Raw genomic sequence first — 23399 nt, 5'->3', positions numbered from 1 at the left:
TACGTCACCGCGATGATCGGCGGCCAGCTCTTCGGCCTGCCGATCTCGCGCGTCCAGGACGTGTTCATGCCCGAGCGCGTCACCCGCGTGCCGCTCGCCTCGCGCGAGATCGCGGGCGTCNTGAACCTGCGCGGCCGCATCGTCACCGTGGTCGACATGCGCGCGCGCCTCGGGCTGCCGAGGCCCGAGGACGGCAAGGTGCCGATGGCGGTCGGCGTCGACCTGCGCGGCGAATCCTATGGCCTCTTGATCGACACGATCGGCGAGGTGCTGCGCCTGCCCGAGGACGGCAAAGAGGAAAACCCCGTCAACCTCGACCCCCGCATGGCCAAGCTTGCCGGCGGCGTCCACCGTCTCGACGGCCAGCTCATGGTCGTCCTCGACGTCGATCGCGTCCTCGAGCTCGAAACCAAAGTGCAAATGGCTGCGTAAGCCCAACAACATCGAAGCCGGAGAACCAAAATGAAGACATGTTTGGTCGTCGATGATTCCAGCGTCGTGCGCAAGATCGCGCGCCGCATCCTGGAAGGCCTGGAATTCGAGGTCACCGAAGCCGAGGACGGCTCGAAGGCGCTGGAGGTCTGCCGGCAGAAGCTGCCCGATGCCGTGCTGCTCGACTGGAACATGCCGGTCATGGACGGCTTCGAATTCATGGGCCACATGCGCCGCCTGCCCGGCGGCGACCAGCCCAAGGTGGTGTTCTGCACCACCGAGAACAACGTCGCCCACATTGCCCAGGCACTCAGCGGCGGCGCCAACGAATACATCATGAAACCGTTCGACAAGGACATCATCGCCGACAAGTTCGCGGAAGTCGGCCTGATCCCCGTCGGACAGGCCTTTGCTTAAGTCTTCCTGGCCTGAGTGTTCCCGGTAATCCTGCGAGAGGCTGCCCAGTGACCCCGCCCGAGTATGAGTATCTGCGGAAGTTCCTGAGAGACCATTCCGGTCTCGACCTGTCTGCCGACAAGCAATATCTGATCGAGAGCCGGTTGTTGCCGCTCGCGCGCAAGGCCGGACTCTCCGGCATTGGCGATCTCGTCCAGAAGCTGCAAGCTGGATCGAGCGCGCTGATCACCAGCGTGGTCGAAGCCATGACCACCAACGAGACCTTCTTCTTCCGCGACAAGGTCCCGTTCGACCATTTCCGCGAAACGATTATGCCGGAGGTGCTGAAGGCGCGCGCGGCGCGCCGGAGCGTGCGCATCTGGTGCGCCGCCGGCTCGACCGGACAGGAGCCCTATTCGCTGGCGATGAGCCTGAAGGAGATGGGCGCGGCGCTCACCGGTTGGCGGGTCGAGATCATCGCCACCGATCTGTCGCAGGAGGTTTTGGAGAAATCCAAGGCCGGCATCTACAGCCAGTTCGAGGTGCAGCGCGGCCTGCCGATTCAGCTCCTGGTCAAATATTTCAAGCAGACCGGCGAGACCTGGCAGATCAATCCCGAACTGCGCGCCATGATCCAGCATCGGCAGCTCAATCTGCTGCACGACTTCTCCCAGCTCGGCACCTTCGACGTGATCTTCTGCCGCAACGTGCTGATCTATTTCGACCAGGAGACCAAGATCAACATCTTCAACCGCCTCGCTCGTCAAGTCGAGGGCGACGGCTTCCTGGTGCTCGGCGCCGCAGAAACCGTGGTAGGGCTGACCGACACCTTCCGTCCGATTCCGGAGCGGCGCGGTCTCTACAAGCCGAATGACGCACGCAGCGCCGGTGCAAAGCCCGCGATCGCGGCGGCGCCTCCAAGGACCGCTGCAATGGCAGGCCTGCGCGCATGAGCGAAGATGGCAAGGGAGCGGAACGCGTGACGTTCAGTCGCGGCTATGATGTCTGCATCATGGCGATCGACGGAACCTGGCGTCGCGATTGCAAGCTCAACGCGATTTCCGACACCGATGCCATCCTCACGGTCGAAGGTTCGATCCAGGGCCTGAATCTCAAGGAATTCTTTCTGCTGTTATCCTCGACGGGCCTTGCCTATCGCCGTTGCGAGCTGGTGCGCGTCAACGGCGCGGAAATGGACGTCCAGTTCCTGCGCGGCAAGAACAAGAGGAAGCGCGCCGCCGCAAGCCATGACGCGACGGTCTGAGCACAGTCGTAACCTCCTGCTCGCTTTTCTTAACGCGTTGTGTCGGATTTTGCCGAAAACATCCGATTGAATTCGCGGCCTCCGTTTTACGTGGCCTAAGCGCGTGCGATGTACGCATGACCGGTCTCAATCGCAGGACCCGGTAATGCCAAGAAGCTCCTACTCCTCCCTCCCGTCAAATCTGTCTGATGCCGGCGAACGGCGACCGCTGCAGCTTCTAATCGTCGATGACGACGCTACGCAGCGCAGCCTGATCACGGTTGCAGCCAAGCAGGCCGGCCACGAGGTGACCGTGGCGTCCTCGGTTTCGGAGGCGATCAGCAAGCTTAGCGCCGAGCGCTTCGACTGTGTGACGCTCGATCTCGTGCTGGAGGACGGCGACGGCATCGAGGTGCTGCGCGTGATGTCGGAGGCGAAATTCGCGGGCTCGGTGATCGTCATCAGCGGCATGGATGGCCGGCGCCGCAGTGCTGCCCGCCACTTTGCCCGCTCCGTGGGGATCGAACTGCAGAGCCTGCCGAAGCCGCTCGATCTCGCGGCGCTGCGTATCAGCCTCGCCAATCTCGGCAAGACTGCGATGGGTCTGCCGACAATGCACACCTGGGGCGGTGTCGCCACCGATGCAATCGTGGCGCGTCACCGCGCTTAAGACGCGCGGGATACGCGCGGCCTCGGCCAAATCCGGTGCGGCCGTCGCACCGCGCGGTCGCGGTTTCAGTTGATTTTCCGGAATCAGAGAGCGATTTTAAGGCGAGGTTGAGGCCGGCCCTGCACGGCACCGAGCGCTGCGCTTGCCGTGGCGTAGCGGGGCGTGACGTCATCCAGCACGAAGATTTCGGTGGAACCCGGCGGATCGCAGGCGTCTTCCAGCGTGATCGCGGCCTCGATCAGGCGCATGCCGGTCTCGATCTGCGCGATCAGAGAGCGAAGATCGGCAGCGATCAACTGACGGCTGCCGGAAATGGCCGCTCGACACGCGGGCCGGTGCCAGCAAAATTTTGCATGGATATTCTTCGTCCCCCGGTCATTGGGCGCTACGCCGCTACTTGTGCGTTAACTTCATGTCCCGTACAAATGCGGGGGTGGGCCGAATCCGTGCCGAACGCCAAAACGCTTGGCGCGGACGCAAGTCTTCTCATGTCGGATGGACGTGGCACATGGCCGAAAAAACCTCCCGTGGCGAGATCTTCGTGGTCGACGACGACCCTGCCGTTCGCGACACCCTGTCGATGGTGTTGAAGGCGGCGGGCTATGAGGTGATCTGTTTTGCCGACGGCGCAGCGCTGCTCGCGGTCGCGCGAAACCGCACACCGGCCGCGATCCTGCTCGACGTCCACATTCCCGGCAAGTCGGGCCTCGACATCTTGAAGGAATTGCACGGCGAGGATTATCCCGCGCCGATCTTCATGATCTCCGGGCAGGGCGATATCTCGATGGCGGTCAGCGCCATCAAGAACGGCGCGCTCGACTTCATCGAGAAGCCGTTCCGCGGCAGCGAGATCGTCAACCGGCTCGACGAGGCGATCGGGGCTTATGCACGTCGGCAGGCGGAGAGCGCCTCGCCCAAGTTCGGCCAGCTCCACTTCCCCGGACGTGAGCCCCTCACCCGGCGCGAGCGCGAGGTGCTCGAGCAGTTCGCCGCGGGTGCCTCCAACAAGGAAGCCGGCCGTACGCTCGGGATCAGCCCGCGCACGATCGAGGACCACCGCGCCAACATCATGAAGAAGCTCGGCGCCCGGAACGCGGCCGACCTGATCCGCATCGTGATGACGGCCGCCCAGCGCGCGTCGTAGATTGCTCTCGTGCCCCGGACGCAGCGCATCATGCAATGATGCGCCGCCGAGCCGGGGCCCATGTCTCCAATTCACGGCAAACAGTTCTGGGTCCCGGCTCTGCGCTTCGCTTGTCCGGGACACCAGAGTTGCGCGCAACTTCAGCCGTCCAGCGCCTTGCGCAAAATTCTTGCGAGGTCCGACTTGCGGTACGGCTTGGCGAGTAGCAGCACGCCGGAGTCCAATCGTCCGTGATGGATGATCGCGTTCTCGGTATAGCCTGATGTGTAGACCACTTTGAGGTCTGGCCTGGTCTTCAGGATCTCGTCGGCAAGCTGACGGCCGTTCATCTTGCCCGGCATGATCACGTCGGTGAACAGGAGGTCGAACGGCTGTCCGGCCGCGACGATTGCCAGCGCTTCAACCGCATTGGCCGCCTGCAACGTCGCGTAGCCCAGCGAATGCAGCTGCGCCAGCACATAGTCGCGCACCAGGCGGTCGTCCTCGACCACCAAAATCGTCTCGTCTCCGCCATCGATCGCAGCCGGCGCCACGCCCTCACCGCTCGCAGTCGCCGTCATACCAGGCGGCAGGTACATCTTGATCGTGGTGCCGTGTCCTTCCTCGCTGTAGATCCTGATATGGCCGGCCGACTGCTTGATGAAGCCATAGACCATGGAGAGGCCGAGCCCGGTGCCCTTGCCGGGGCCCTTCGAAGTGAAGAAGGGATCGAACACGCGGTCCAGGAGCTTTGCCGGAATCCCGGCGCCGGTGTCGCTGACCGCGATCAGCACGTAGTGGCCGGGGCGGATGTCGTTGATGTTGGCGTAGCTTTCGTCGAGCCAGGCCGTTCCCGTCTCCAGGATCAGCTTGCCGCCGTTCGGCATGGCGTCGCGGGCGTTGAGCGCCAGGTTGAGAAGGGCGGTGGTGAGCTGGTTGGGATCGACGATCGCCACGCAGCTTTCCGCCTCGAACACGGATTCGATCTGGATCTGCTCGCCCAGCGTCGGGCGCAGCAGCTTGGCCGTGTCGACGATCAACGAATTGATGTCGATCTCGCGCGGTTGCAGCGGCTGCTTGCGCGCGAAGGCGAGCAAGTGCTGGGTCAGCTCGGCGCCGCGCCCTGCAGCCTCGTCGATCATCCTGGTGATGGCGGCAAGCTGCGGCTCCTTCTCGACCGCTTCCGCCAGGATCTCGATCGTCCCGGTGATGACGGTGAGGATGTTGTTGAAGTCGTGCGCCACGCCGCCGGTGAGCTGGCCGATCGCCTCCATCTTCTCGGCGTGGCGGACGCGCTCCTCGGCCGCGATCTTGTCGGTGAGGTCGCGGTAAAAGACGTTGAACAGCAGTCCTTCGCGACGGTTCAGCGCGGTGACGCTCAGCTCGGCTTCGAATTCCTTGCCGTCACGTCGGCGGACCATCATCTCGCGCCGGCGCTCGACGAGCCTGCCGTCTTCCGAGCTCACGAAGCGTTGCAGGCCGGCCCTGATCGTTTCGCGTTCGCTCTCGGCAACGATCAGGTCGACGTTGTTCCTGCCCAGCGCCTCGTCGCGCCGCCAGCCGAACAGCTTCTCGGCCTGCGAGTTCCAGGCCAGGATGGTGCCGTTCTCGTCAGTCTGGACGAAGGCGTCGAGCGATGTCTCGACGATGTTGCGGGCAAGCTGCTCGCTTTCCCGCAGCGATTCCTGCGCAAGCCGGGCTTCGGTCATGTCGCGCCCGACGAAGTAGAAGCGCTTCATCTCGGGAGACCACGTCCCCATCCAGGAGAGCCAGACCTCGTGCCCGTCCTTGTGGAGGCAGCGGGTGTCGGCGAGCTTGGGCCGTTCGCCGCGCCGCAAGGCGCGCATGTCCTCGCGCGACCGCTCCAGATGATCGAGATGGATGAAGTCGGCGCCGCTGCGGCCGATCATTTCCTCCGGCCGATAGCCGAGGATGGCTTCCGAGCTCGGACTGATCTGGGCGACATGCCCCCTCGCATCCATGATCATGATCAGGTCCTGCGAGGCGTCGAAGATCCGCCGGCGCTCCTCGAGCTGCTGTTGCAGTGCCCGCTCGGTGCGTCTGGCTTCGGTGATGTCACGGGCCGATCCGGAAGCGCCGATGATTTCGCCGCCGGGACCCCTGATCGGCGACAGGCTGAGGGAGATCTCCACGGGTGTGCCGTCCTTGCGCACGCGCACCGTCTCGAAGCGTTCGATCGGTTCGCCGCGCGCGATCCGTCGCAAATAATCCTTGCCCTGCTCGCGGCGGTCGGGAGGCACGATGATGGAGGTGTGCTTGCCGATCGCCTCGTCCGCCGAATAGCCATAGAGCCGTTCCGCCGCCGGATTCCAGCCGGTGATGATGGCGTCGAGCGACTGCATGACGATGGCATCGTCGGAGGATTCGACCGCGGCACTGAACAGGCGCTCGCGCTCGGCATGATGGCTTCGAGCGGCCTCGGTGCGGCGGTGCTCGCGAACCTCGCGTTCGAGAGCTGCGGTCTTGGCCTGCACCTCCGCTACCATGCGCGCGAAGGCGCGTGCCAGTGCGCCGGTTTCGCCCGGCGCATCGACCGGGATATCCGCCGGCCGCCCGCCGCCGATTGCCTCCACCGCCGTCGTCAGACGCCCGATCGGACGAGTCAATGAGCGGGCCACGAGCACCGCAAGTGAAGCCGCGGCAAGGACCGCAAGCACGCCGACCAGCAAGGATGTTTTTTGAATGGCTGCTGGCACGCGGCTGAATACGGGCGGGGGAATGGTCTCGATGATTGCGACCCACTCCTTGCCCGCAAGCAGCGCCGGCGCGAGCGCCGCGCCGCTCGGCCGGCCCAACCTGTCGGTCAGGAGCTGCGTGGATCCTTCCGTCTTTCCGACCAGGGCCGTAAAAAATGGAAATTCATTGCGCCAGTTGTCGTGCCGGCCATGCACTGAGCCGAATTCTCGCGTGCGATCGGGATGGACGAGATAGTCGCCGCGCGAATTCACGACGTAGATCTGCCCTCCCGAGCCGGAAGTCGAGCGAATGCGGTCGAGAGCCGGACTCATGTCGATATTGGCGATGATGATACCGAACGGCTTGCCGTCCGGCGTGAACAGCGGCGCTGCAACCCGCAAAGTCGGCATGTGAGGGGCCGTGGTCCCCCCCTGGCGGGTGGCGAGATCGATCGGTGACACATAAATCTCGCCGGGCGCCAGGCGAATCGTTTCCTGAAAGTAGAGTCGCTCGCTTTTGTGCTCCAGTTCGCTGTTCGGAATGATCCGGGCTGTTCCATTCGGGCCGGAGCGGTCGACGCGGACCAGCTCGCGCTGGTCGTCGTCGACACCGATGATTCGAAATTGCGCATAGCTGGGTTTGGCTTCGATCTCGGCGGCGAGGCGCCCTGCGATGCGCTCGCGCCAGGTCTGCTCCGAAACGCCGTCAAGAGGATCAATGCCACCGCCGATATGGGCGCGGATCAGGCCATTGATGCCTGCGGCGGAGCGATAGCCTAGGACATCGCCGCGAGCGCCGGCAACGTAGGATTCGAGATTGGTAGCCAGCAGGTGTGACTGGGCTTCGACGCGTTCCAGGACCCGTGGAATGACCGCCTGCGTGAGGTTGCGATAGCCGAGCCAGCCGACTGCGGCCACGGTAATCGCCACCAGCAGGATCATCGCGATGGCCAGCCGCGTTGCGAGCGTCATGGGGATTCCCGAATGACTGCGCGTGTTCTGGCCTGGAACAGAACGGAGGTCTTTGTCATCGGCGGCCGGTGCTGACATCCGGATTCCCCCGCGATGCCATCTGCGTCGCGTCCAGGCAGCCATCGACGGCCGCAAGCAGCGTGTCGGCACGGAACGGCTTAGGCAAGCTCGCCACTGCGCCGAGCTTGGTCGCCATCTTCAGGAAGTCCGGCTGGGCATAGGCGTCGGGCGCGGCCGACCGGCCGGAAATCACGATGATCGGCACCGCCGGCGCTCGCGCCCGAATGTGCCGCATGGTCTCCAGTCCATCCATTCCGGGCATGAAAATATCCAAGAACAACAGCTCGAACCGACCGGCCTCGAACATTACAAGGCCCTGATGGCCGTCGCCGGCGACCGTCACGCGATGGCCAGCCCTCTCCAGCAGCAGCCGGATCGTCATCTGCACGGCCGGATCGTCATCCACGATCAGGATGTTGGCCAAGTTCCAGTCCCCCGAGCCTGGTCCAGGTCGACCATGTCGGTCGAAGCTGGGATTGGGAAATTGTTGCGCGGATTCCGCGCAACCTGCAAGCACTTCGCGATGATGGAAGTGCCTTGTGGCGCGGCTCGGACGTGAGCTGTCTATATGCACGCTTGCATGTATAGCATGTTACAGCCGGTGGCTGCACTGCGTCTAGTCGCTCAGATATTCCGGATAGCGCGCCCGGATCCTGTCGAGCTCGCTGAGCGTGCCTGACAGATGCGTCCGCAAGTGCTGCTGCGCGGTCTCGGCGTCGCCGGCTTCGATCGCGCGGGTGATCAGCCTGTGGTGCCGCACGATATTCTGGGCCTTGCCGGGAGAGGGCAGGTGCAGGCGCCGCAAACGGTCGATATGTCCGCTGCGGCTGCGAACCAGCGTCCAGAGCTCCTGCTTGCCGGCGGCCACATAGAGCTGGGCGTGGAAATCATTATCGCCGGCGATGAAGCTCTCGAAATCTCCGCCCCTGGCGAATTGCTGCTGGAGCGCGATCGCGTGGTCGAGGCGGATGATCAGGGCTTCGTCATGGCTTTCCGCGAGCAGCCGCACGATCTCGAGTTCCAGCGCCTGGCGCAGGAAATGAGCCTGCTGGGCGCGGCCGACATCGACCCGGCTGACCACCGTCGCGTGCTGCGGAAACACGTCGACCAGTCCTTCTTCCTCCAGTCGCATCAGGGCGTCGCGGATCGGTGTCGAGCTGACGCCGAATTGCGCGGCGAGATCGGCGCGCGACAGCGGCGAGCCCGGCGGCAGCTCGAGGGCGAGAATGGCGTTGCGCAGCCGCTCGAACACCTGCGGCGCCGCCTGCCGGGCGCGGTCGAGCCGCGCGCCGGGGCGGGAGGCCGCGCGAGGCGCGGTATGGGACACTTCCATGGCTGCTGTTCCGGCGCGCTTGCCTTTGATGCACTAATACATTAGTGCATCAGCAACGCCGCTCGTCAATGCCGGCCGGAGGAAACGAACAACAATGATCAAGCAGTTCCAGCACGGCCTCGCCGCCGTCGCCATGATCGCCGCCCTGGCCCTGTCGGCGGTCGCGGCAGAAGCGCAGCAGAAATCCGAGATCGCGCTCTCGCGGCAGCCTGGCATCTTCTACATGCCGAGCCACATCATGGAGAAGCTGAAGCTGATCGAGAAGCACGCAGCTTCGCTTGGCGTATCAGGCGTCACCACCAAATGGATCACCTTCTCCGGCGGCGGCGCGCAGACCGACGCGCTGCTCGCGGGCGGCGTCGATATCCTCAACACCGGCACCGGCAATCTCCTGCTTTTGTGGGATCGCACCCGCGGTGGCGTGAAGGGCATCGTCGCAACGTCGGCGCAGCCGATGACGCTGATCAGCCGTGACCCCAACATCAAATCGATCAAGGATTTTGGCCCCACCGACAAGATCGCGGTGCCGACTGTGAAGGTCTCGACCCAGGCCATCGTGTTGCAGATCGCGGCCGCCGAAGCCTTCGGCGCCGACCAGTGGTCGAAGCTCGATGCCAACACGGTGCAACTCGGTCACCCCGACGCTTATGCCTCGCTCGCCAATCCCAAGCACGAGGTGCACAACCATTTCTCGATTCCGCCGTTCAGCTTCCTCGAGCTGAAGAACGTGCCGGGCGCGCATGTCGTGCTGAACTCGCCCGACGTGATGGGCGGGCCGCTCAGCCAGGCGCAGTTCTTCACCACGACCAAATTCGCCGATGCCAATCCAAAGATTATCCAGGCCGTGCGCGATGCGACCAAGGAAGCGCAGGACCTGATCCGCAGCGATACCAGGCAGGCGGTCGAGATCTACAAGGAGATCACCGGCGACAAGACCTCGGTCGAGGAGCTGTTGGATCTGCTCAAGCAGCCCGGCATGATGGAGTGGAATCTCGAGCCGCAGGGCACGATGAAATTCGCTGCCCACCTGTTCAAGACCGGCACGCTGAAGACGCAGCCCAAGGCGTGGACGGACTACTATCTCCCCGTCGCGCACGACCTGAAGGGCAGTTGATTTCATGGCGCTGCTCGATGTCAGCGGGGTGACGCTGCGCTACAAGACCTCGAGCGCCGTCGTCACGGCGACCGAAAAGGTCTCCTTCACCGTCGACAAGTCCGACCGCTTCGTGCTGCTCGGACCTTCCGGCTGCGGCAAGTCGACCCTGCTCAAGGCGGTCGGCGGCTACATGGTGCCGAGCGAAGGTCGGATGGCGATTCAGGGGCGCGGCATCGTCGGTCCCGGCGCCGACCGCATGATGATCTTCCAGGAGTTCGATCAGCTCCTGCCCTGGAAGACCGTGCTCGCCAACGTGATGTTCCCGCTTCTGACTGCGCGTCGGTTGCCGCGCAAGGAGGCCGAGGCGCGTGCGCGGGCCTATATCGAGAAGGTCGGCCTCACCCGCGTGGTCGATGCCTATCCGCACACGCTCTCGGGCGGCATGAAGCAGCGCGTCGCCATCGCCCGCGGCATGGCGATGGAGCCTGATATTCTCCTGATGGACGAGCCGTTCGCGGCGCTCGATGCGCTGACGCGGCGAACCTGCCAGGACGAACTGCTCCAGCTCTGGAGCGAGACGAAATTTACCGTGCTGTTCGTCACCCATTCGATCGCGGAAGCAATTCGCATCGGCAACCGCATCTTGCTGCTGTCGCCGCATCCCGGACGCGTCAAGGCGGAGGTAGTCGATGTCGACCGCGTCTCCAGCGACGATGGCAGTGCCGGGCGTCTGGAGAAGGAGATCCATGATCTCCTGTTCTCGTCCGCAGCAACGGCGCATTGAGGGAGCTTCTCATGGGCGAAGCGAGAATCTTGCTGCGAGCCGCGCCGGCTGCGGACGCCGTCAGCGCCGGGGAGGTTGAACGCAAGCTGAGCGTCCTTGAGCTCTTGTGGAACGACGGCTTCGTTCGCAAGGCCGTCATCATCCTGTTTCTTGCGGCGGTCTGGGAAGCCTACGGCGTCTACCTCGACAACCCCCTGCTGTTCCCGACGCTGCACGATACCTCCGTCACGTTGTTCGAGCGCATCAAGGACGGCACCATTCCCATGCGCGCCTGGACCTCGCTCAAAGTGCTGTTCATGGGCTATTCGGCAGGCATCGCGCTCGCCGCCATCTTCACCGTGCTCGCAATCTCGACCCGCATCGGCACCGATTTCCTGGAGACGGTGACGGCGATGTTCAATCCGCTGCCGGCGATCGCGCTGTTGCCCTTGGCGCTGATCTGGTTCGGGCTCGGCAATGCCAGCCTCGTCTTCGTGCTGATCCATTCGGTGCTGTGGCCGGTCGCGCTCAACACCCATTCCGGCTTCAAGAGCGTATCGAACACGCTGCGCATGGTCGGCCGCAACTACGGCCTGCGCGGATTGCCCTATGTCGCAAAGATTCTGATCCCGGCGGCCTTCGGCTCGATCCTCACCGGTCTGAAAATCGGTTGGGCCTTCGCCTGGCGCACGCTGATCGCGGCAGAGCTGGTGTTCGGCGTGTCATCAGGGCAGGGCGGGCTTGGCTGGTTCATCTTCGAGAACCGCAACCTTCTCGACATTCCTGCGGTCTTCGCAGGTCTCTTGACCGTCATTATCATCGGGCTCTTTGTCGAGAACCTGATCTTCCGCGCTATCGAGCGGAATACCGTCCAGAAATGGGGTACCCAATCATGACCAAGAAGAAGACGCCCGACCAGCTCCGCAGCGCGCGCTGGTTCGCGCCAGATGATCTCCGCTCGTTCGGCCATCGCTCGCGCACCATGCAGATGGGTTACGCTCCGGAGGAGTGGAAGGACCGGCCGATCATCGCCATCCTCAACACCTGGTCGGATGCACAACCCTGCCACATGCACTTCAAGTCGCGCGTCGACGACGTCAAGCGCGGCATCCTGATGGCTGGCGGCCTGCCGGTCGAGTTGCCGGCGCTATCATTGTCGGAATCGCTGCTCAAGCCGACCACCATGCTCTATCGCAATCTGCTGGCGATGGACGCGGAAGAGCTGTTGCGCAGCCATCCCGTCGATGGCGTCGTGCTGATGGGCGGCTGCGACAAGACCACGCCGGCGCTCCTGCTTGGCGCCACCTCGATGAACATCCCGGCGATCTACCTGCCGGCCGGCCCGATGCTGCGCGGCAACTGGAAGGGCAAGACGCTGGGCTCGGGCTCCGATGGCTGGAAGTACTGGGACGAGCGCCGTGCCGGCAAGATTTCCGACAGGGACTGGCTCGATATCGAAGCCGGCATCGCCCGCAGCTACGGCACCTGCATGACCATGGGCACGGCTTCGACCATGACGGCGATCGCGGAGGCCATCGGCATGACGCTGCCGGGCGCCTCCTCTATTCCCGCGGCCGACGCCAACCACATCCGCATGGCCTCTGAATGCGGCCGCCGCATCGTCGAGATGGTTTGGGAGGACCTGACGCCGAAGGCGATTCAGACGCGCAAGGCATTCGAGAACGCGATTGCGGTCGCGATGGCGATGGGCTGCTCGACCAATGCGATCATCCATCTGATCGCGCAGGCGCGCCGTGCCGGCCAGGACATCGGACTTGACGATTTCGAGATCGCGAGCCGCAAGGTGCCCGTGATCGCCAACGTCCGGCCGAGCGGCGATGCCTATCTGATGGAAGACTTCTTCTATGCCGGCGGTCTGCCGGCGCTGATGAGCCAGATCAGGCCGTATCTGCATCTGGATTGCATCACGGTCACCGGGAAGACAGTCGGCGAGAATATCGCTGGCGCCGAGGTCCATAATGACGATGTCATCCGCTCGGTCGACAACCCGATCTACAAGGAAGGCGCGCTCGCCGTGCTCAAGGGCAATCTCGCGCCCGATGGCTGCGTGATCAAGCCGTCGGCCTGCGCGCCGCGCTTCCTCAAGCATACGGGCCCGGCGCTGGTGTTCGACGACTATCCGTCGATGAAGAAGGCGGTCGACGATCCCAACCTCGACGTCACCGAGGACCACATCCTAATCCTGCGCAATGCCGGGCCGCAGGGCGGGCCGGGCATGCCGGAATGGGGAATGCTGCCGATCCCGACAAAGCTCGTGAAGCAGGGTGTGCGCGACATGGTGCGCATCTCCGACGCACGCATGAGCGGCACCAGCTACGGCGCCTGCATCCTGCACGTCGCGCCGGAATCGTATGTCGGCGGCCCGCTCGCGCTGGTGAAGAACGGCGACCGCATCACGCTCGACGTCGCCGCGCGCACCATCAATCTGGATGTGCCGGAGGCCGAGCTCGCCAAACGCCGCGCAGAATGGAAGCAGCCCGAGCGCCGCTTCGAGCGCGGCTATGGCTGGATGTTCTCAAAGCACATCAAGCAGGCCAATGACGGCTGCGACTTCGATTTCCTGGAGACAGGCTTTGGCGCGCCGATCGGCGAGCCGTCGATTTACTAGAGCAACTGTCATTCCGGGGCGCCGCGCAAGCGGCGAGCTATGGTGCGCAATTGCGCACCTGAGAATCCATAACCACGATCGGGAGTATGGATTCCGGGCTCGCGCCAAGTCGCGCGCCCCGGAAAGACGAAGATGAGAGAGCGAGAACGCAATGACAAAACTCAGCGACGCCACCCGTAACAAGCTCAAGTCCGTCTCCACCGCCACTGTCGCCACCGCGCTGTTCAAGCGTGGCCTGCGCATCCAGATGATCCAGGATGTGCATCCCCTTGGCCCCGACCAGCCGACCATGGTCGGCGAGGCCTTCACGCTGCGCTACATGCCGGCGCGCGAGGACCTCAACACCATCGAAGTGTTCCGCGATCACTCGCATCCGCAGCGCAAGGCGGTCGAGGATTGCCCGCCCGGCGCGGTGCTGGTGATGGACAGCCGCAAGGACGCGCGCGCCGCATCCGCCGGTGCGATCCTGGTGACGCGGCTGATGAAGCGCGGCGTCGCCGGCGTCGTCACCGATGGCGGCTTTCGCGATTCCGCCGAGATCGCCAAGCTCGGCTTTCCCGCCTTCCATCACCGCCCGAGCGCGCCGACGAACCTCACGCTGCACCAGGCGATCGAGATCAACGTCCCGATTGGCTGCGGCGATGCGCCGGTGTTTCCCGGCGACGTCATTCTCGGTGACAGCGATGGCGTGATCGTCATCCCCGCGCATCTCGCTGACGAGATCGCCAACGAGACGTTCGAGATGACTGCGTTCGAGGACTTCGTCACCGAGGAAGTCAGCAAGGGCCGCGGCATCTTCGGGCTCTATCCGGCCACCGATCCGCAGACGCTCACCGACTTCGCGGCCTGGCGCAAGGCGAACGGTCGCTAGTCCGCATCAACCACATCGTCACACGAGCCGGCCGACGCAACGGCCGGTTCAGAGCAATCAGGGAGGAACTGAAATGAATCTGTCACAACGCGATCTCTTGGCCGGTGCTGGTGCAGCGGCGGCTTCCACGCTTCTCGCCCGCGCCGCCGGCGCGCAATCTTTCCCGTTCTCGCCGAACCAGCGCTATCCGGATGCCGCCGTCCAGATCCTCGATCCCAGCTTTGCAAAATACCGGCTCTATTCCTCGACGATCGAGCAGGTCGCGACCGGCATGCGCTGGGCCGAGGGCCCGGCCTATTTCCCGGAGGGCGGCTACCTCCTGTTTTCGGACATTCCCAACAACCGGATCATGAAGTTCGATGAGAAAACCGGGCAGACCAGCGTCTTCCGCAGCAATGCCAATTACGCCAACGGCAATGCGCGTGACCGCCAGGGCCGCCTCGTCACCTGCGAGCACTCCGTCACCCGCCGCATTACCCGCACCGAAAAGGACGGCAAGATCACGGTGCTCGCCGACAAGTTCGAAGGCAAGCGCCTGAACGCGCCGAACGACATCGTGGTGAAATCCGACGACAGCATCTGGTTCACCGATCCGACGTTCGGCATCAATGGCGAGTGGGAGGGCAAGAAGGAAAAGCCCGAGCAGGCCACCACCAACGTCTACCGCATCGCCAAGGACGGCAAGCTCACCGCCGTCCTCACCGATCTCGTCAATCCGAATGGCCTGGCGTTCTCGCCGGACGAGAAGAAGCTCTACATCGTCGAATGGAAGGGCACGCCCAACCGCAGCATCTGGAGCTACAATGTCGGCGACGACGGCGCGCTGAGCGGCAAGACCAAGCTGATCGATGCCGCCGACCAGGGCTCGCTCGACGGTTTTCGCGTCGACCGCGACGGCAATCTGTGGTGCGGCTGGGGTTCGAACGGCGCGCTGCAAGCCGAGCCGACGGACATCGGCGGCCGCCGGGTGTTTCAGCTCAGGGGCAAGCCCGATGATCTCGACGGCGTGATGGTGTTCAACCCCGAAGGCAAGCCGCTCGCCTTCATCAAGCTGCCCGAGCGCTGCGCCAATCTCTGCTTCGGCGGCCCGAAGAACAACCGCCTCTATATGGCAAGCTCCCACTCCGTCTACGCGCTCTACGTGGAGGCGCATGGGGCGGTGTGAGGTGCACGCTGCTTGCGGTCGTCGCCTGGATTGAACGAGGCGAGGTTGGCGCTTCGCCTCTCCCGCCTGCGGGGAGAGGCCGGAATCCGCGCGGAGCGCGGATTCCGGGTGAGGGGGACTCTCCGCGAGTCCAGCTTTTACCGCGATTGCGGAAGCAGCCCTCCCCCAACCCTCTCAGCGCAAGCGCAGCTCGTCGCGGCCCCGTAAGAACGGGGAGAGGGAGAAGCTAGACCTCCGCCTTATCCATCATCCCAACCGCCCACAGTGCAAACGCATACACGATCGCAACCTCGTCGAGGCGGTCGAAGCGCCCCGATGCGCCGCCGTGGCCGGCGCCCATGTTGGTGCGGAGCAGAACCGGGCCGCCGCCGCTCATGGTGGCGCGCAGGCGCGCGATCCATTTGGCGGGCTCCCAATAGGTGACGCGAGGATCGGTCAAGCCGCCCATTGCCAGGATCGCCGGATAGTCCTTCGCCGCAACGTTGTCGTAGGGCGAGTAGGACAGGATGGTGCGAAAATCCTTCTCGCTCTCGATCGGGTTGCCCCATTCCGGCCATTCCGGCGGCGTCAGCGGCAACGTGTCATCGAGCATGGTGTTGAGCACGTCGACGAACGGCACCTCGGCGACGATCCCGGCAAACAATTCGCCGGCGCGGTTTGCGACCGCGCCCATCAGCATGCCGCCGGCCGAGCCGCCGTGACCAATGATGCGTTTTGCGCTCGTATACTTCGCCGCGATCAGAGCGCGTGCGCTCGCCGCGAAATCGTCGAACGTATTGGTCTTCTTCTCGCGCTTGCCATCGAGGTACCAGCCCCAGCCCTTGTCGGCGCCGCCGCGGATATGTGCGATGGCGTAGACGAAGCCGCGGTCGACCAGCGAAAGGCGGTTGGTGTTGAAGGAGGCCGGCATCGCGGCGCCGTAGGAGCCGTAGCCGTAGAGCAGCAGTGGCGCCGTGCCGTCGAGCTTGAGCCCGCGGCGATACAGGATCGAGACCGGCACCTCGGCGCCGTCATGCGCCTTCGCCATGATGCGGGTGGTGACGTAGTCGGCTGCATCGTGGCCGCAAGGAATCTCCTGGCGCTTGCGAAGCACACGCGAGCGCCGGGCCATGTCGTAGTCGTAGACTTCCGAGGGCGTCGTCATCGACGAATAGGAGAAGCGCAGGTTCGTCGTCTCGAATTCGTAGGAGCCCATCGTGTCGAGCGAATAGGCGGCTTCGTCGAAGGCGATGGCGTGCTCTTCGCTGTTGCCGAGATCGCGGATCACGATCGCCGGCAGCGCATTGGCGCGCTCCAGCCGCACCAAATGGCCGGCGTAGAGGTCGATGTCGATGACGTAGATGCCGGGGCGATACGGGATCAGATCGCGCCAGTTCTTGCGCTCGGGCGAGGCGAGCGGCGCGGTGACGATCTTGAAGTCGATGGCGTCGTCGGCATTGGTGAGGATGAAGAGCTCGCCGCCGCGATCGGCGAGTGAATACTGCACGCCCTCTTCACGCGCCGCGACCAAGCGTGGCGGTGCGTCCGGGTTGGCGAGATCGATCAGCCTCTGCTCGGATGTTTCATGGTCGCCGCCGGCGATCACGCAAAAGCGTCCGCTGGTGCTCTCGTGCAAATGCGTGAACCAGCCGGAGTCCTGCTCCTCATAGACCAGGATGTCGTCAGCCTGCTTCGTGCCGAGCCGATGCCGCCACACCTGCATCGGGCGGTGATTGTCGTCGAGCTTCACGTAGAAGAAGCTTTTGGCGTCCTTGCTCCAGACCACACCGCCGTCGGTTTCCTCGACGAGGTCGTCGAGATCCGTTCCCGTCGCCCAATCGCGCACGCGGATCGAAAAATACTCCGAGCCCTTGGTGTCGGCGGTCCATGCCTGCAGCTTGTGATCGGGCGAATGCCGGCTGCCGCCGAACCTGAAATACTTGTGGTCCTTTGCGAGCGCGTCGCCGTCGAGCACGATATGGCTGTCGCCGCCATTGCGCGGCATGCGGCCGAACAGCTCATGCTGTCCGCCTTCGCGGAACTTGCGGAAATAGGCGAACGCGCCGTCCGGCGAGGGCACGCTGGAATCGTCTTCCTTGATCCGGGAGCGCATCTCGCGCACCAGCGTCTTCTGCAAGGGTGCCGTGTGGCCGAGCAGGCTCTCGGTATAGACGTTCTCTTCGTCGAGATATTTGCGGATGTCGGGATCGAGCACGGCGGGATCGCGCAGCACCTCCTGCCATTTCGCGTCCTTCAGCCAGGCATAGTCGTCGCTCACGGTGATGCCGTGCCGGGTGAAGGAATGCGGCCGCCGCGGCGCGACGGGGGGCTTGGTGGGGCTGGCGGTTTTGGTCAAGTCGATCCTCGCGTCAGGGTGCGTGTCTTGCCCCTATATCGGATCGGACACGGGGGATTTAAAGAAGGGCCAAAGCGGACATGAGGCACCGATATCGCCACAAGCTCCATCGTGGTCCCCGCGAAGGCGGGGACCCATAACCCCAGGGAAAAGTTGTGGCGCGAGCTAGCAACCCCGAGTCTTCGCCAAACCACATCCTGTGGTTATGGGTCCCGGGCTCGCGCTTTCGCGCGCCCCGGGACGACAATGGAGTGCGAGGTGACGCCTACGCCCCGACCTGCTCGCCGAGATACGCCACCGCCGCCTCGAGGCCGCCCTTGCCGTGCGGGATCTTCAGCGCGTTGAGGCCCACTTCGATCACGCCGAGCGTGCCGAGCAGCATGGGCGCGTTGACGTGGCCCATATGAGCGATGCGGAAGGCCTGGCCGGAGAGATCGCCGATGCCGGTGCCGAGCACCACGCCGCACTTGTCCTTGCAATAGCGCTGCAGCACCGCGGGATCATGCCCGTTGCCCACGGTCACGGTCGTCACCGTGTTGGAGCGCTCGCCATTCTCCAGAATATTGAAGCCGAGCACCTGGCCCTCCGACCACATCGCGACCGCGCGGCGCGCGGCTTCGCCGAGCAGGCTATGCCGACGGAATGCGTTCTCAAGGCCCTCCTCGTGCAAGAGGTCGATCGCCTGGCGCAGCGCGAACAGCAGATGCACCGGCGCGGTGCCGGCATATTTGCGATAATGCTCGGTGCCTTCGCGTTCGCTCCAGCTCCAATAGGGCGTCGCCATGTTCGCCTTCTTGTGCGCCTCGAGCGCGCGATCATTCGCCGCGACGAAGCCGAGGCCGGGCGGCGTCATCAGGCCCTTCTGCGAGCCGGACATCGCGACGTCGATGCCCCATTTGTCCATCTCGAACGGCATGCAGCCGAGCGAAGCCACGGTGTCGACCATGTACAGCGCCGGGTGGCCGCTCGCCTTGATCGCCTTGCCGATCGCCTCGATGTCGTTCTGCACGCCCGAGGCGGTGTCGACCTGCACGACGACGACGGCCTTGATCTTGTGCTCCTTGTCACGGCGCAGGCGCTCCTCGACCTCGTGCGGGCGCACCGCGCGGCGCCAGTCACCTCTGAGCACCTCGACCTCGGCGCCCATCAGGGATGCCGCATGGCCCCAGCCGATCGCGAAGCGGCCGCTTTCCAGCACCAGCAGCTTGTCGCCGCGCGACAGCACATTGCTGAGCACGGCTTCCCAGGCGCCGTGGCCATTGGCGATGTAGATGTAGGACTTGCCCTTGGTCGCGAACAGTTTTGAGAGATCACTGATCAGGCTCTCGGTCAGATCGGTCATCTGCTTGGAGTAGATGTCGATCGCCGGACGATGCATCGCCCGCAGCACCTCGTCGGGCATCGTGGTGGGCCCGGGGATGGCCAGAAATTCCCGGCCCGCGCGAACGGTCATTGTTGTTCTTCCTTATGTGATGAAGACGGTCTGGAGGATCATCGGCTCACGCTTTTTACGCGCCGTGGGGAGCCAAGAAAAGCACGTAAAACGCGGGATAATCATGCAAGAAGCGATCGCCCGGACATGGCTATCGCCGCGTCTCGCGGCATCCGGCGGCTTCGGCTTCCTCGACCGAGCAGAACCAGCGGGTGCCCTTGCTGATCTTCATCTTGATCTGAGCGTACCAGCGGCTGGTCGGCTGGTGAAAGATGCATTCGCCGGCGCTGTTGACGTTGCCCTTGATGGTGCAATCCGGCGAGGGCGCGACGGGGCCCGACGCCGAGGCGAGCAGGATCGCATGCGCTCCTTCGGGCGGCTTGGTGGCGCCGAGGATCGCGGTCTTCTTGTTGCGCACGCGCCAGTCCCAGGGGGCGATGAAGGCGCCCTGCCACATGCCGGCCTTGGCTTCGCGCGCGACCGCTTCGTCGGCTTCATAGTCGTGGGAGATGCGGGTGAAGGCCAGCGCCCAGCCACTCCGCACCAGCCATTTCTGAATGTCCTCGCCGTCGACCTCGCAGCGCGCCACGGTGCGGCCGCGCCGGTCGATCGATCTCGCATGGCAGACCCAGTTCTTGCCCTCGGCGTATTTGGCGAGCTCCTCGCGCGCTGCCAGGCCGCAGGTCCAGCGCTCGCCCTTGGTGTTGAGGCAGAGCTGGTCGGTCGACGGCGCGTCGATGCCGCCGAGACGGATGCGGGTGTTGCCGATCTGGACGGAATCGCCGTCGCGGACCTTTGCCGTGCCGGTGATATCGGCAGCCTGCGCCAGCGACGGCAAGGCGAGGAGGATAATCAAGCCAAGAAATGTTCGCGACATGCCGGTCCGCGTCTGATGAAAATCCCGATAAGCCCAGCAATTGTGGTCGGTATTTGGCCGCCGGGCCAGCACCTGCCTAACTTATGGGCTTTCAACTTCCTGTCATCGTGATTGGAGGCTCGTGTCCCGGACGCGGTGCGGCGTGAAACGCTGCTCCGCAGAGCCGGGACCCAGAGATTGCGGGCGCACTCTCGGTGGCATGGGCCCCGGCTCAGCAGCGCACCGCTTTAGAAGCGCTGCGCTGCGTCCGGGGCACGAGACCTTTTTACCTCCGCCCCGCCATCACCTTCCTCGCCACCGCCAGCCCCATCAGCACGAAGGCCGACGTCACCTCCGGCCCGCCAACCAGGATCCGCGTCGGGGTCTTCATCTTGTTCCATTCATAGGCGCGGAACGGGCCGCGGCGGCCGCCTTCGCCGAGAGCTCTGACGATGCAGTTCAGCGCCGGCGCGAAGGTCTTGGGATCGGCGCCGAGATGACCGAGCGCGATCAAGGCGAGCGCCGCGTCGAATGCGTTCATCTCGGCGACGAGCATCTCGCCCTGGACATAGCCGAGCACGCGGGCGCGGATGAAATCGAAGGCGCCGTCGGGATCGATCGCGGCCTGGGCCGCCAGCGGCAGTGACAGGAAGGCGGCATAGCAGCGGCCGAAATAGGCGCTGTAGAGCTCGGGCAGATAATAGATGTGCGAGCGCGGATTGGCGAAGGCGCCGCTCGCCGCCAGCCGCTTCTGGAAGGCGACGATGCGATGCACGGTGGCAAGCCGCGCCGGCGTCTCCAGAATTTTCCAGCGCTTGAGATTGCGGAAGGACACTTCGAGGATGTCGAGGTTCAGCGTCGGATCGAGATCGTTGCCGTAGGGCCGCTCGCCAGCGAGATTGTCGATCCAGGTGGCGACGCCGCCTTCGTAATCGATGTTGTCGTTGAGCGGCACGGTGACGCGCGGCTCGTTGACGCCCTCGCGCACCTGGTAGCCGGCGTAGAAATCGAGCAGCGGTTGGGCGAGGATCGGATCCTCACTGCCTGCCTGCGTCGCAGCCGAGAACGAGCACGCCGTGGTGTCGCAGTCCGGCACGTAGACGCCGAAGCCCAGGTCCTGCTTGATCTGCGCAAAGAAGCGCGAGAAGCGCGGATGCGGCGCCGGCGCCAGCGCAGTGATGACGTCGAAGCGCGCGCCGTCCGCACCCTTCACTTCCTCGCGGCTGATGTTGATGCAGAAATCGACCATGTCGGCGATCGCGGCTTGCGCGGCCTTGGCGTCGGCGGGCGAGGCGAGGCCGGTCTCGCCATAGGCGAGCAGCGCCTCGATGAAGAAGGCGTCGTAATAGGCCGAGCGGTGACGGATCTGCACCGGCTCCCACATCGGCTCGGCGATGCCCCGCCAGGGCGGATTGATGATGGCGCCTGCGCTCGAGCGCGCGACGAAGATACGCGCCAGGTTGAACAGCAGCGAGGAGTTCTTGTAGCCGCGCGAGTTCAGGCCGGTCAGCGCCATGATCAGCTCGCGACCGCGCAGGTCGGGATCGCCGATCAGGTTGAACGCGGCATAGGTCGGCAGGAAGCCGTTCTGGCGGTAGCTGCGCAGCAGATGATGCGCGCAGTCGCGGATCACGTTGTCGATCTCCGCCAGCGCCGGCCCCGCACCGTTGAACGGCATCGGCGGCGGCTTGGGATGGTCGAGCGCGATGGTGTCGAGGAGGTCGGCGACGGGACGGCCGACCGCCTCCCAGTCGGGCTCGGCATCGTCGCGGGCACGGGTCAGCGCCGCGCGCAGCCGGGTGAGCCTCGCCTCGTCGCGCAGGTCGGGCAGGCCGGCGCGGCGGAGCAGCGCCCGCAGGGCCGGACTGCCGAGCGCAGTCTTGTAGAACTTTGCCAGATGCGGATCGCCGGTGGCGGGGCCCGCCAGCACGGGATCGCAGACGTCATAAAGCGAGGGGCCGTCCTTCCGTGCCGTCAGGGCGCGGAAGGCGTGCCCGGCGAAATAATGAAAGCTCATGAATTACCTGGTCGCGCGGGGCCTTGCCGGGATTCACGGCGCGTCGTCCCGGCAGCGCGCCTGTGTTTCCGCAAGTATTTGAAAAGTGTCACGAATTCGCGTGGAACACAAATGTGACCGATGTCACAGAAAAAGCCGGGACGGGAACTGCTTGTTCGGCCCTGAAAAGGGGCCGAAAGGATGAAAAAAGGCCCATCTGCGGCGTCAGCAATTAACCAGTATATTCAGTGGTTTAGCTAAAAAGAAGGGCAATCTATTGCCCCGGGGGCGATATCCGGTTAAGGGTTTGTTTGGTGCGGCGCCGCAAATTGCGCGCAATTCGGGGACACATCCCCGGCCAATCCCTCAAACCTAAAGACGCCATCGCGCTACTCAAACAGGTACGCGCGTTGCGATGGCTCCTGACAGGAATGAACCGAGATGAATGTAAGGCAGCTCGACATTTCCCGACGTACCATTGCGGTCGCCGCCGCTCTGATCGGCACGGTGTCGCTGGCGATCGGCGCCCACGCTGCCCTGAACATGCGCGCCCTCGATGCCGCCAAGGCGGTCTCGACCGCTGAGGTGACCGGTTCCGTCGGCCACACCTCGCGCCTCGCCCTCGTCATCGGCAATGGTCATTATCCCGACGCCAATGCGCCGCTGTCGCAGTCGATCAACGACGCGCGCGCGCTGTCGTCCTCGCTGCGCAGGGGCGGCTTCGACGTCGACATGGTGGAGGACGCCAGCAAGGACGACATGGTCCGCGCCGTCAACCGCCTGAAGTCGAAGATCACACGCGACAGCGTCGTCATGCTGTTCTTCGGCGGCTACGGCGTGCAGGCCGGCCGCGAGAGCTACATGCTGCCGGTCGACGCCGTGATCTGGAAGGAAAGCGACGTCCGCCGCCAGGGCGTCTCGATTGAGAGCGTGCTCGAGATGATGAAGGAGCAGGGTGCCAAGGCCAAGCTCGTCGTCGTCGATGCCTCGCGCCGCAACCCCTATGAGCGCCGCTTCCGCTCCTACAGCCACGGGCTGGCGCCGATCAGCGCGCCCGACAACGCGCTGATCCTCTCCTCCGCTTCCCCCGGCAAGGTCGCCGACGACGGCAAGGGCGATCACAGCGTGCTGGTCAGCGAACTTCTGAACAACCTCAATGCGCAGGGCAGCGCCGAAAGCGTCTTCAACAAGACCCGCGTCGCCATCTCCCGCGCCTCCGAAGGCGACCAGGTCCCGACCGTGTCGTCCTCGCTCCTGGAAGACGTCCAGTTCGACCAGGCCGGCGGCTAGTCCTTCATATCCACCAAAGTCTCCAGCAAAGTCTCGTGCCC

Annotated in this window: 21 protein-coding genes; 13 read left to right on the top strand and 8 right to left on the bottom strand. The window is 64.4% G+C overall.

Annotation, left to right across the window (positions count from 1 at the left end; translation table 11 throughout):
- The 5 genes from YUU_RS0134210 to YUU_RS0134190 form a co-directional block, all read left to right on the top strand.
- Positions 1–432 (top strand): chemotaxis protein CheW (locus tag YUU_RS0134210; protein WP_027526397.1); only part of this gene is annotated, 432 nt, incomplete at its 5' end.
- A gap of 30 nt (positions 433–462) precedes the next feature.
- On the top strand, positions 463–849 hold the full coding sequence (locus tag YUU_RS0134205) for a response regulator (RefSeq protein ID WP_027526396.1): 387 nt from the start codon (positions 463–465) through the stop codon (positions 847–849).
- 47 nt (positions 850–896) lie between these two features.
- Positions 897–1781 carry a protein-glutamate O-methyltransferase CheR gene (locus tag YUU_RS0134200; RefSeq protein WP_027526395.1) on the top strand — a complete coding sequence of 295 codons (885 nt, stop codon included), beginning with the start codon at positions 897–899 and terminating at the stop codon, positions 1779–1781.
- The gene (locus YUU_RS0134195) at positions 1778–2092 is read left to right on the top strand and encodes a hypothetical protein (protein ID WP_027526394.1); all 315 of its coding nucleotides are present in this window, start codon (positions 1778–1780) and stop codon (positions 2090–2092) included. Before YUU_RS0134200 ends, YUU_RS0134195 begins: the two co-directional genes overlap by 4 nt.
- A 145-nt stretch (positions 2093–2237) precedes the next feature.
- Positions 2238–2741, top strand: coding sequence for a response regulator (locus tag YUU_RS0134190; protein ID WP_027526393.1), 504 nt, complete (start codon positions 2238–2240; stop codon positions 2739–2741).
- An 83-nt stretch (positions 2742–2824) separates the two neighbouring features.
- Here the strand turns inward: YUU_RS0134190 and YUU_RS61580 are convergent, their stop codons facing one another.
- On the bottom strand, positions 2825–2989 hold the full coding sequence (locus YUU_RS61580; RefSeq protein WP_245288175.1) for a hypothetical protein: 165 nt from the start codon (positions 2987–2989) through the stop codon (positions 2825–2827).
- Positions 2990–3249: 260 nt separating this feature from the next.
- Between YUU_RS61580 and YUU_RS0134180 the strand changes: the two genes are divergently transcribed.
- Positions 3250–3885 (top strand): response regulator transcription factor, encoded by a 636-nt coding sequence (locus tag YUU_RS0134180; RefSeq protein WP_027526392.1) that lies wholly within the window; start codon positions 3250–3252, stop codon positions 3883–3885.
- 140 nt (positions 3886–4025) lie between these two features.
- Here YUU_RS0134180 and YUU_RS0134175 read toward each other — a convergent pair whose 3' ends face one another.
- The 3 genes from YUU_RS0134175 to YUU_RS0134165 all read right to left on the bottom strand — a co-directional run bounded on the left by YUU_RS0134175 (position 4026) and on the right by YUU_RS0134165 (position 8925).
- Positions 4026–7610, bottom strand: a complete 3585-nt coding sequence (locus YUU_RS0134175; protein ID WP_027526391.1) for a PAS domain S-box protein — start codon at positions 7608–7610, stop codon at positions 4026–4028.
- Positions 7588–8016 (bottom strand): response regulator, encoded by a 429-nt coding sequence (locus YUU_RS0134170; protein ID WP_027526390.1) that lies wholly within the window; start codon positions 8014–8016, stop codon positions 7588–7590. The genes YUU_RS0134175 and YUU_RS0134170 overlap by 23 nt, the downstream gene beginning before the upstream one ends.
- A gap of 192 nt (positions 8017–8208) precedes the next feature.
- Positions 8209–8925, bottom strand: a complete 717-nt coding sequence (locus YUU_RS0134165; RefSeq protein WP_027526389.1) for a GntR family transcriptional regulator — start codon at positions 8923–8925, stop codon at positions 8209–8211.
- Positions 8926–9019: 94 nt separating this feature from the next.
- Here YUU_RS0134165 and YUU_RS0134160 point away from each other — a divergent pair, with 94 nt between their 5' ends.
- The 6 genes from YUU_RS0134160 (at position 9020) to YUU_RS0134135 (ending at position 15449) form a co-directional block, all read left to right on the top strand.
- Complete coding sequence (locus YUU_RS0134160; RefSeq protein WP_027526388.1) at positions 9020–10039, top strand: ABC transporter substrate-binding protein; 1020 nt, start codon at positions 9020–9022, stop codon at positions 10037–10039.
- Positions 10040–10043: 4 nt separating this feature from the next.
- On the top strand, positions 10044–10805 hold the full coding sequence (locus YUU_RS0134155) for an ABC transporter ATP-binding protein (RefSeq protein ID WP_027526387.1): 762 nt from the start codon (positions 10044–10046) through the stop codon (positions 10803–10805).
- 11 nt (positions 10806–10816) lie between these two features.
- On the top strand, positions 10817–11680 hold the full coding sequence (locus tag YUU_RS0134150; protein WP_027526386.1) for an ABC transporter permease: 864 nt from the start codon (positions 10817–10819) through the stop codon (positions 11678–11680).
- Positions 11677–13413: an L-arabinonate dehydratase gene (gene araD, locus YUU_RS0134145; RefSeq protein ID WP_027526385.1), complete on the top strand. Its 1737-nt coding sequence runs from the start codon at positions 11677–11679 to the stop codon at positions 13411–13413. The genes YUU_RS0134150 and araD overlap by 4 nt, the downstream gene beginning before the upstream one ends.
- A 151-nt stretch (positions 13414–13564) precedes the next feature.
- Complete coding sequence (locus YUU_RS0134140; RefSeq protein ID WP_027526384.1) at positions 13565–14284, top strand: ribonuclease activity regulator RraA; 720 nt, start codon at positions 13565–13567, stop codon at positions 14282–14284.
- 73 nt (positions 14285–14357) lie between these two features.
- On the top strand, positions 14358–15449 hold the full coding sequence (locus YUU_RS0134135; protein ID WP_027526383.1) for an SMP-30/gluconolactonase/LRE family protein: 1092 nt from the start codon (positions 14358–14360) through the stop codon (positions 15447–15449).
- 226 nt (positions 15450–15675) lie between these two features.
- On the opposite strand, the gene YUU_RS0134130 is transcribed toward YUU_RS0134135, so the two are convergent.
- The 4 genes from YUU_RS0134130 to YUU_RS0134115 form a co-directional block, all read right to left on the bottom strand.
- A complete protein-coding gene (locus YUU_RS0134130; RefSeq protein ID WP_027526382.1) occupies positions 15676–17784 on the bottom strand; it encodes a S9 family peptidase in 2109 nt (702 codons plus the stop codon).
- A gap of 265 nt (positions 17785–18049) precedes the next feature.
- Entirely contained in the window at positions 18050–19237 is a 1188-nt protein-coding gene (locus tag YUU_RS0134125) for an alanine--glyoxylate aminotransferase family protein (protein ID WP_027526381.1), read from the bottom strand.
- 130 nt (positions 19238–19367) lie between these two features.
- A complete protein-coding gene (locus YUU_RS0134120) occupies positions 19368–20093 on the bottom strand; it encodes a thermonuclease family protein (RefSeq protein WP_027526380.1) in 726 nt (241 codons plus the stop codon).
- 265 nt (positions 20094–20358) lie between these two features.
- Positions 20359–22089, bottom strand: a complete 1731-nt coding sequence (locus tag YUU_RS0134115) for a hypothetical protein (RefSeq protein ID WP_027526379.1) — start codon at positions 22087–22089, stop codon at positions 20359–20361.
- 420 nt (positions 22090–22509) lie between these two features.
- Here YUU_RS0134115 and YUU_RS0134110 point away from each other — a divergent pair, with 420 nt between their 5' ends.
- Positions 22510–23358 (top strand): caspase family protein, encoded by an 849-nt coding sequence (locus YUU_RS0134110; protein ID WP_027526378.1) that lies wholly within the window; start codon positions 22510–22512, stop codon positions 23356–23358.
- The last annotated feature ends 41 nt before the right edge of the window (positions 23359–23399 follow it).

It is taken from the genome of Bradyrhizobium sp. Ec3.3 (genome assembly GCF_000472925.1).
Classification (GTDB): Bacteria; Pseudomonadota; Alphaproteobacteria; order Rhizobiales; family Xanthobacteraceae; genus Bradyrhizobium.
Note: the sequence above shows the minus strand (reverse complement) of the source record. Positions and strands in the feature narration are given on the sequence as shown.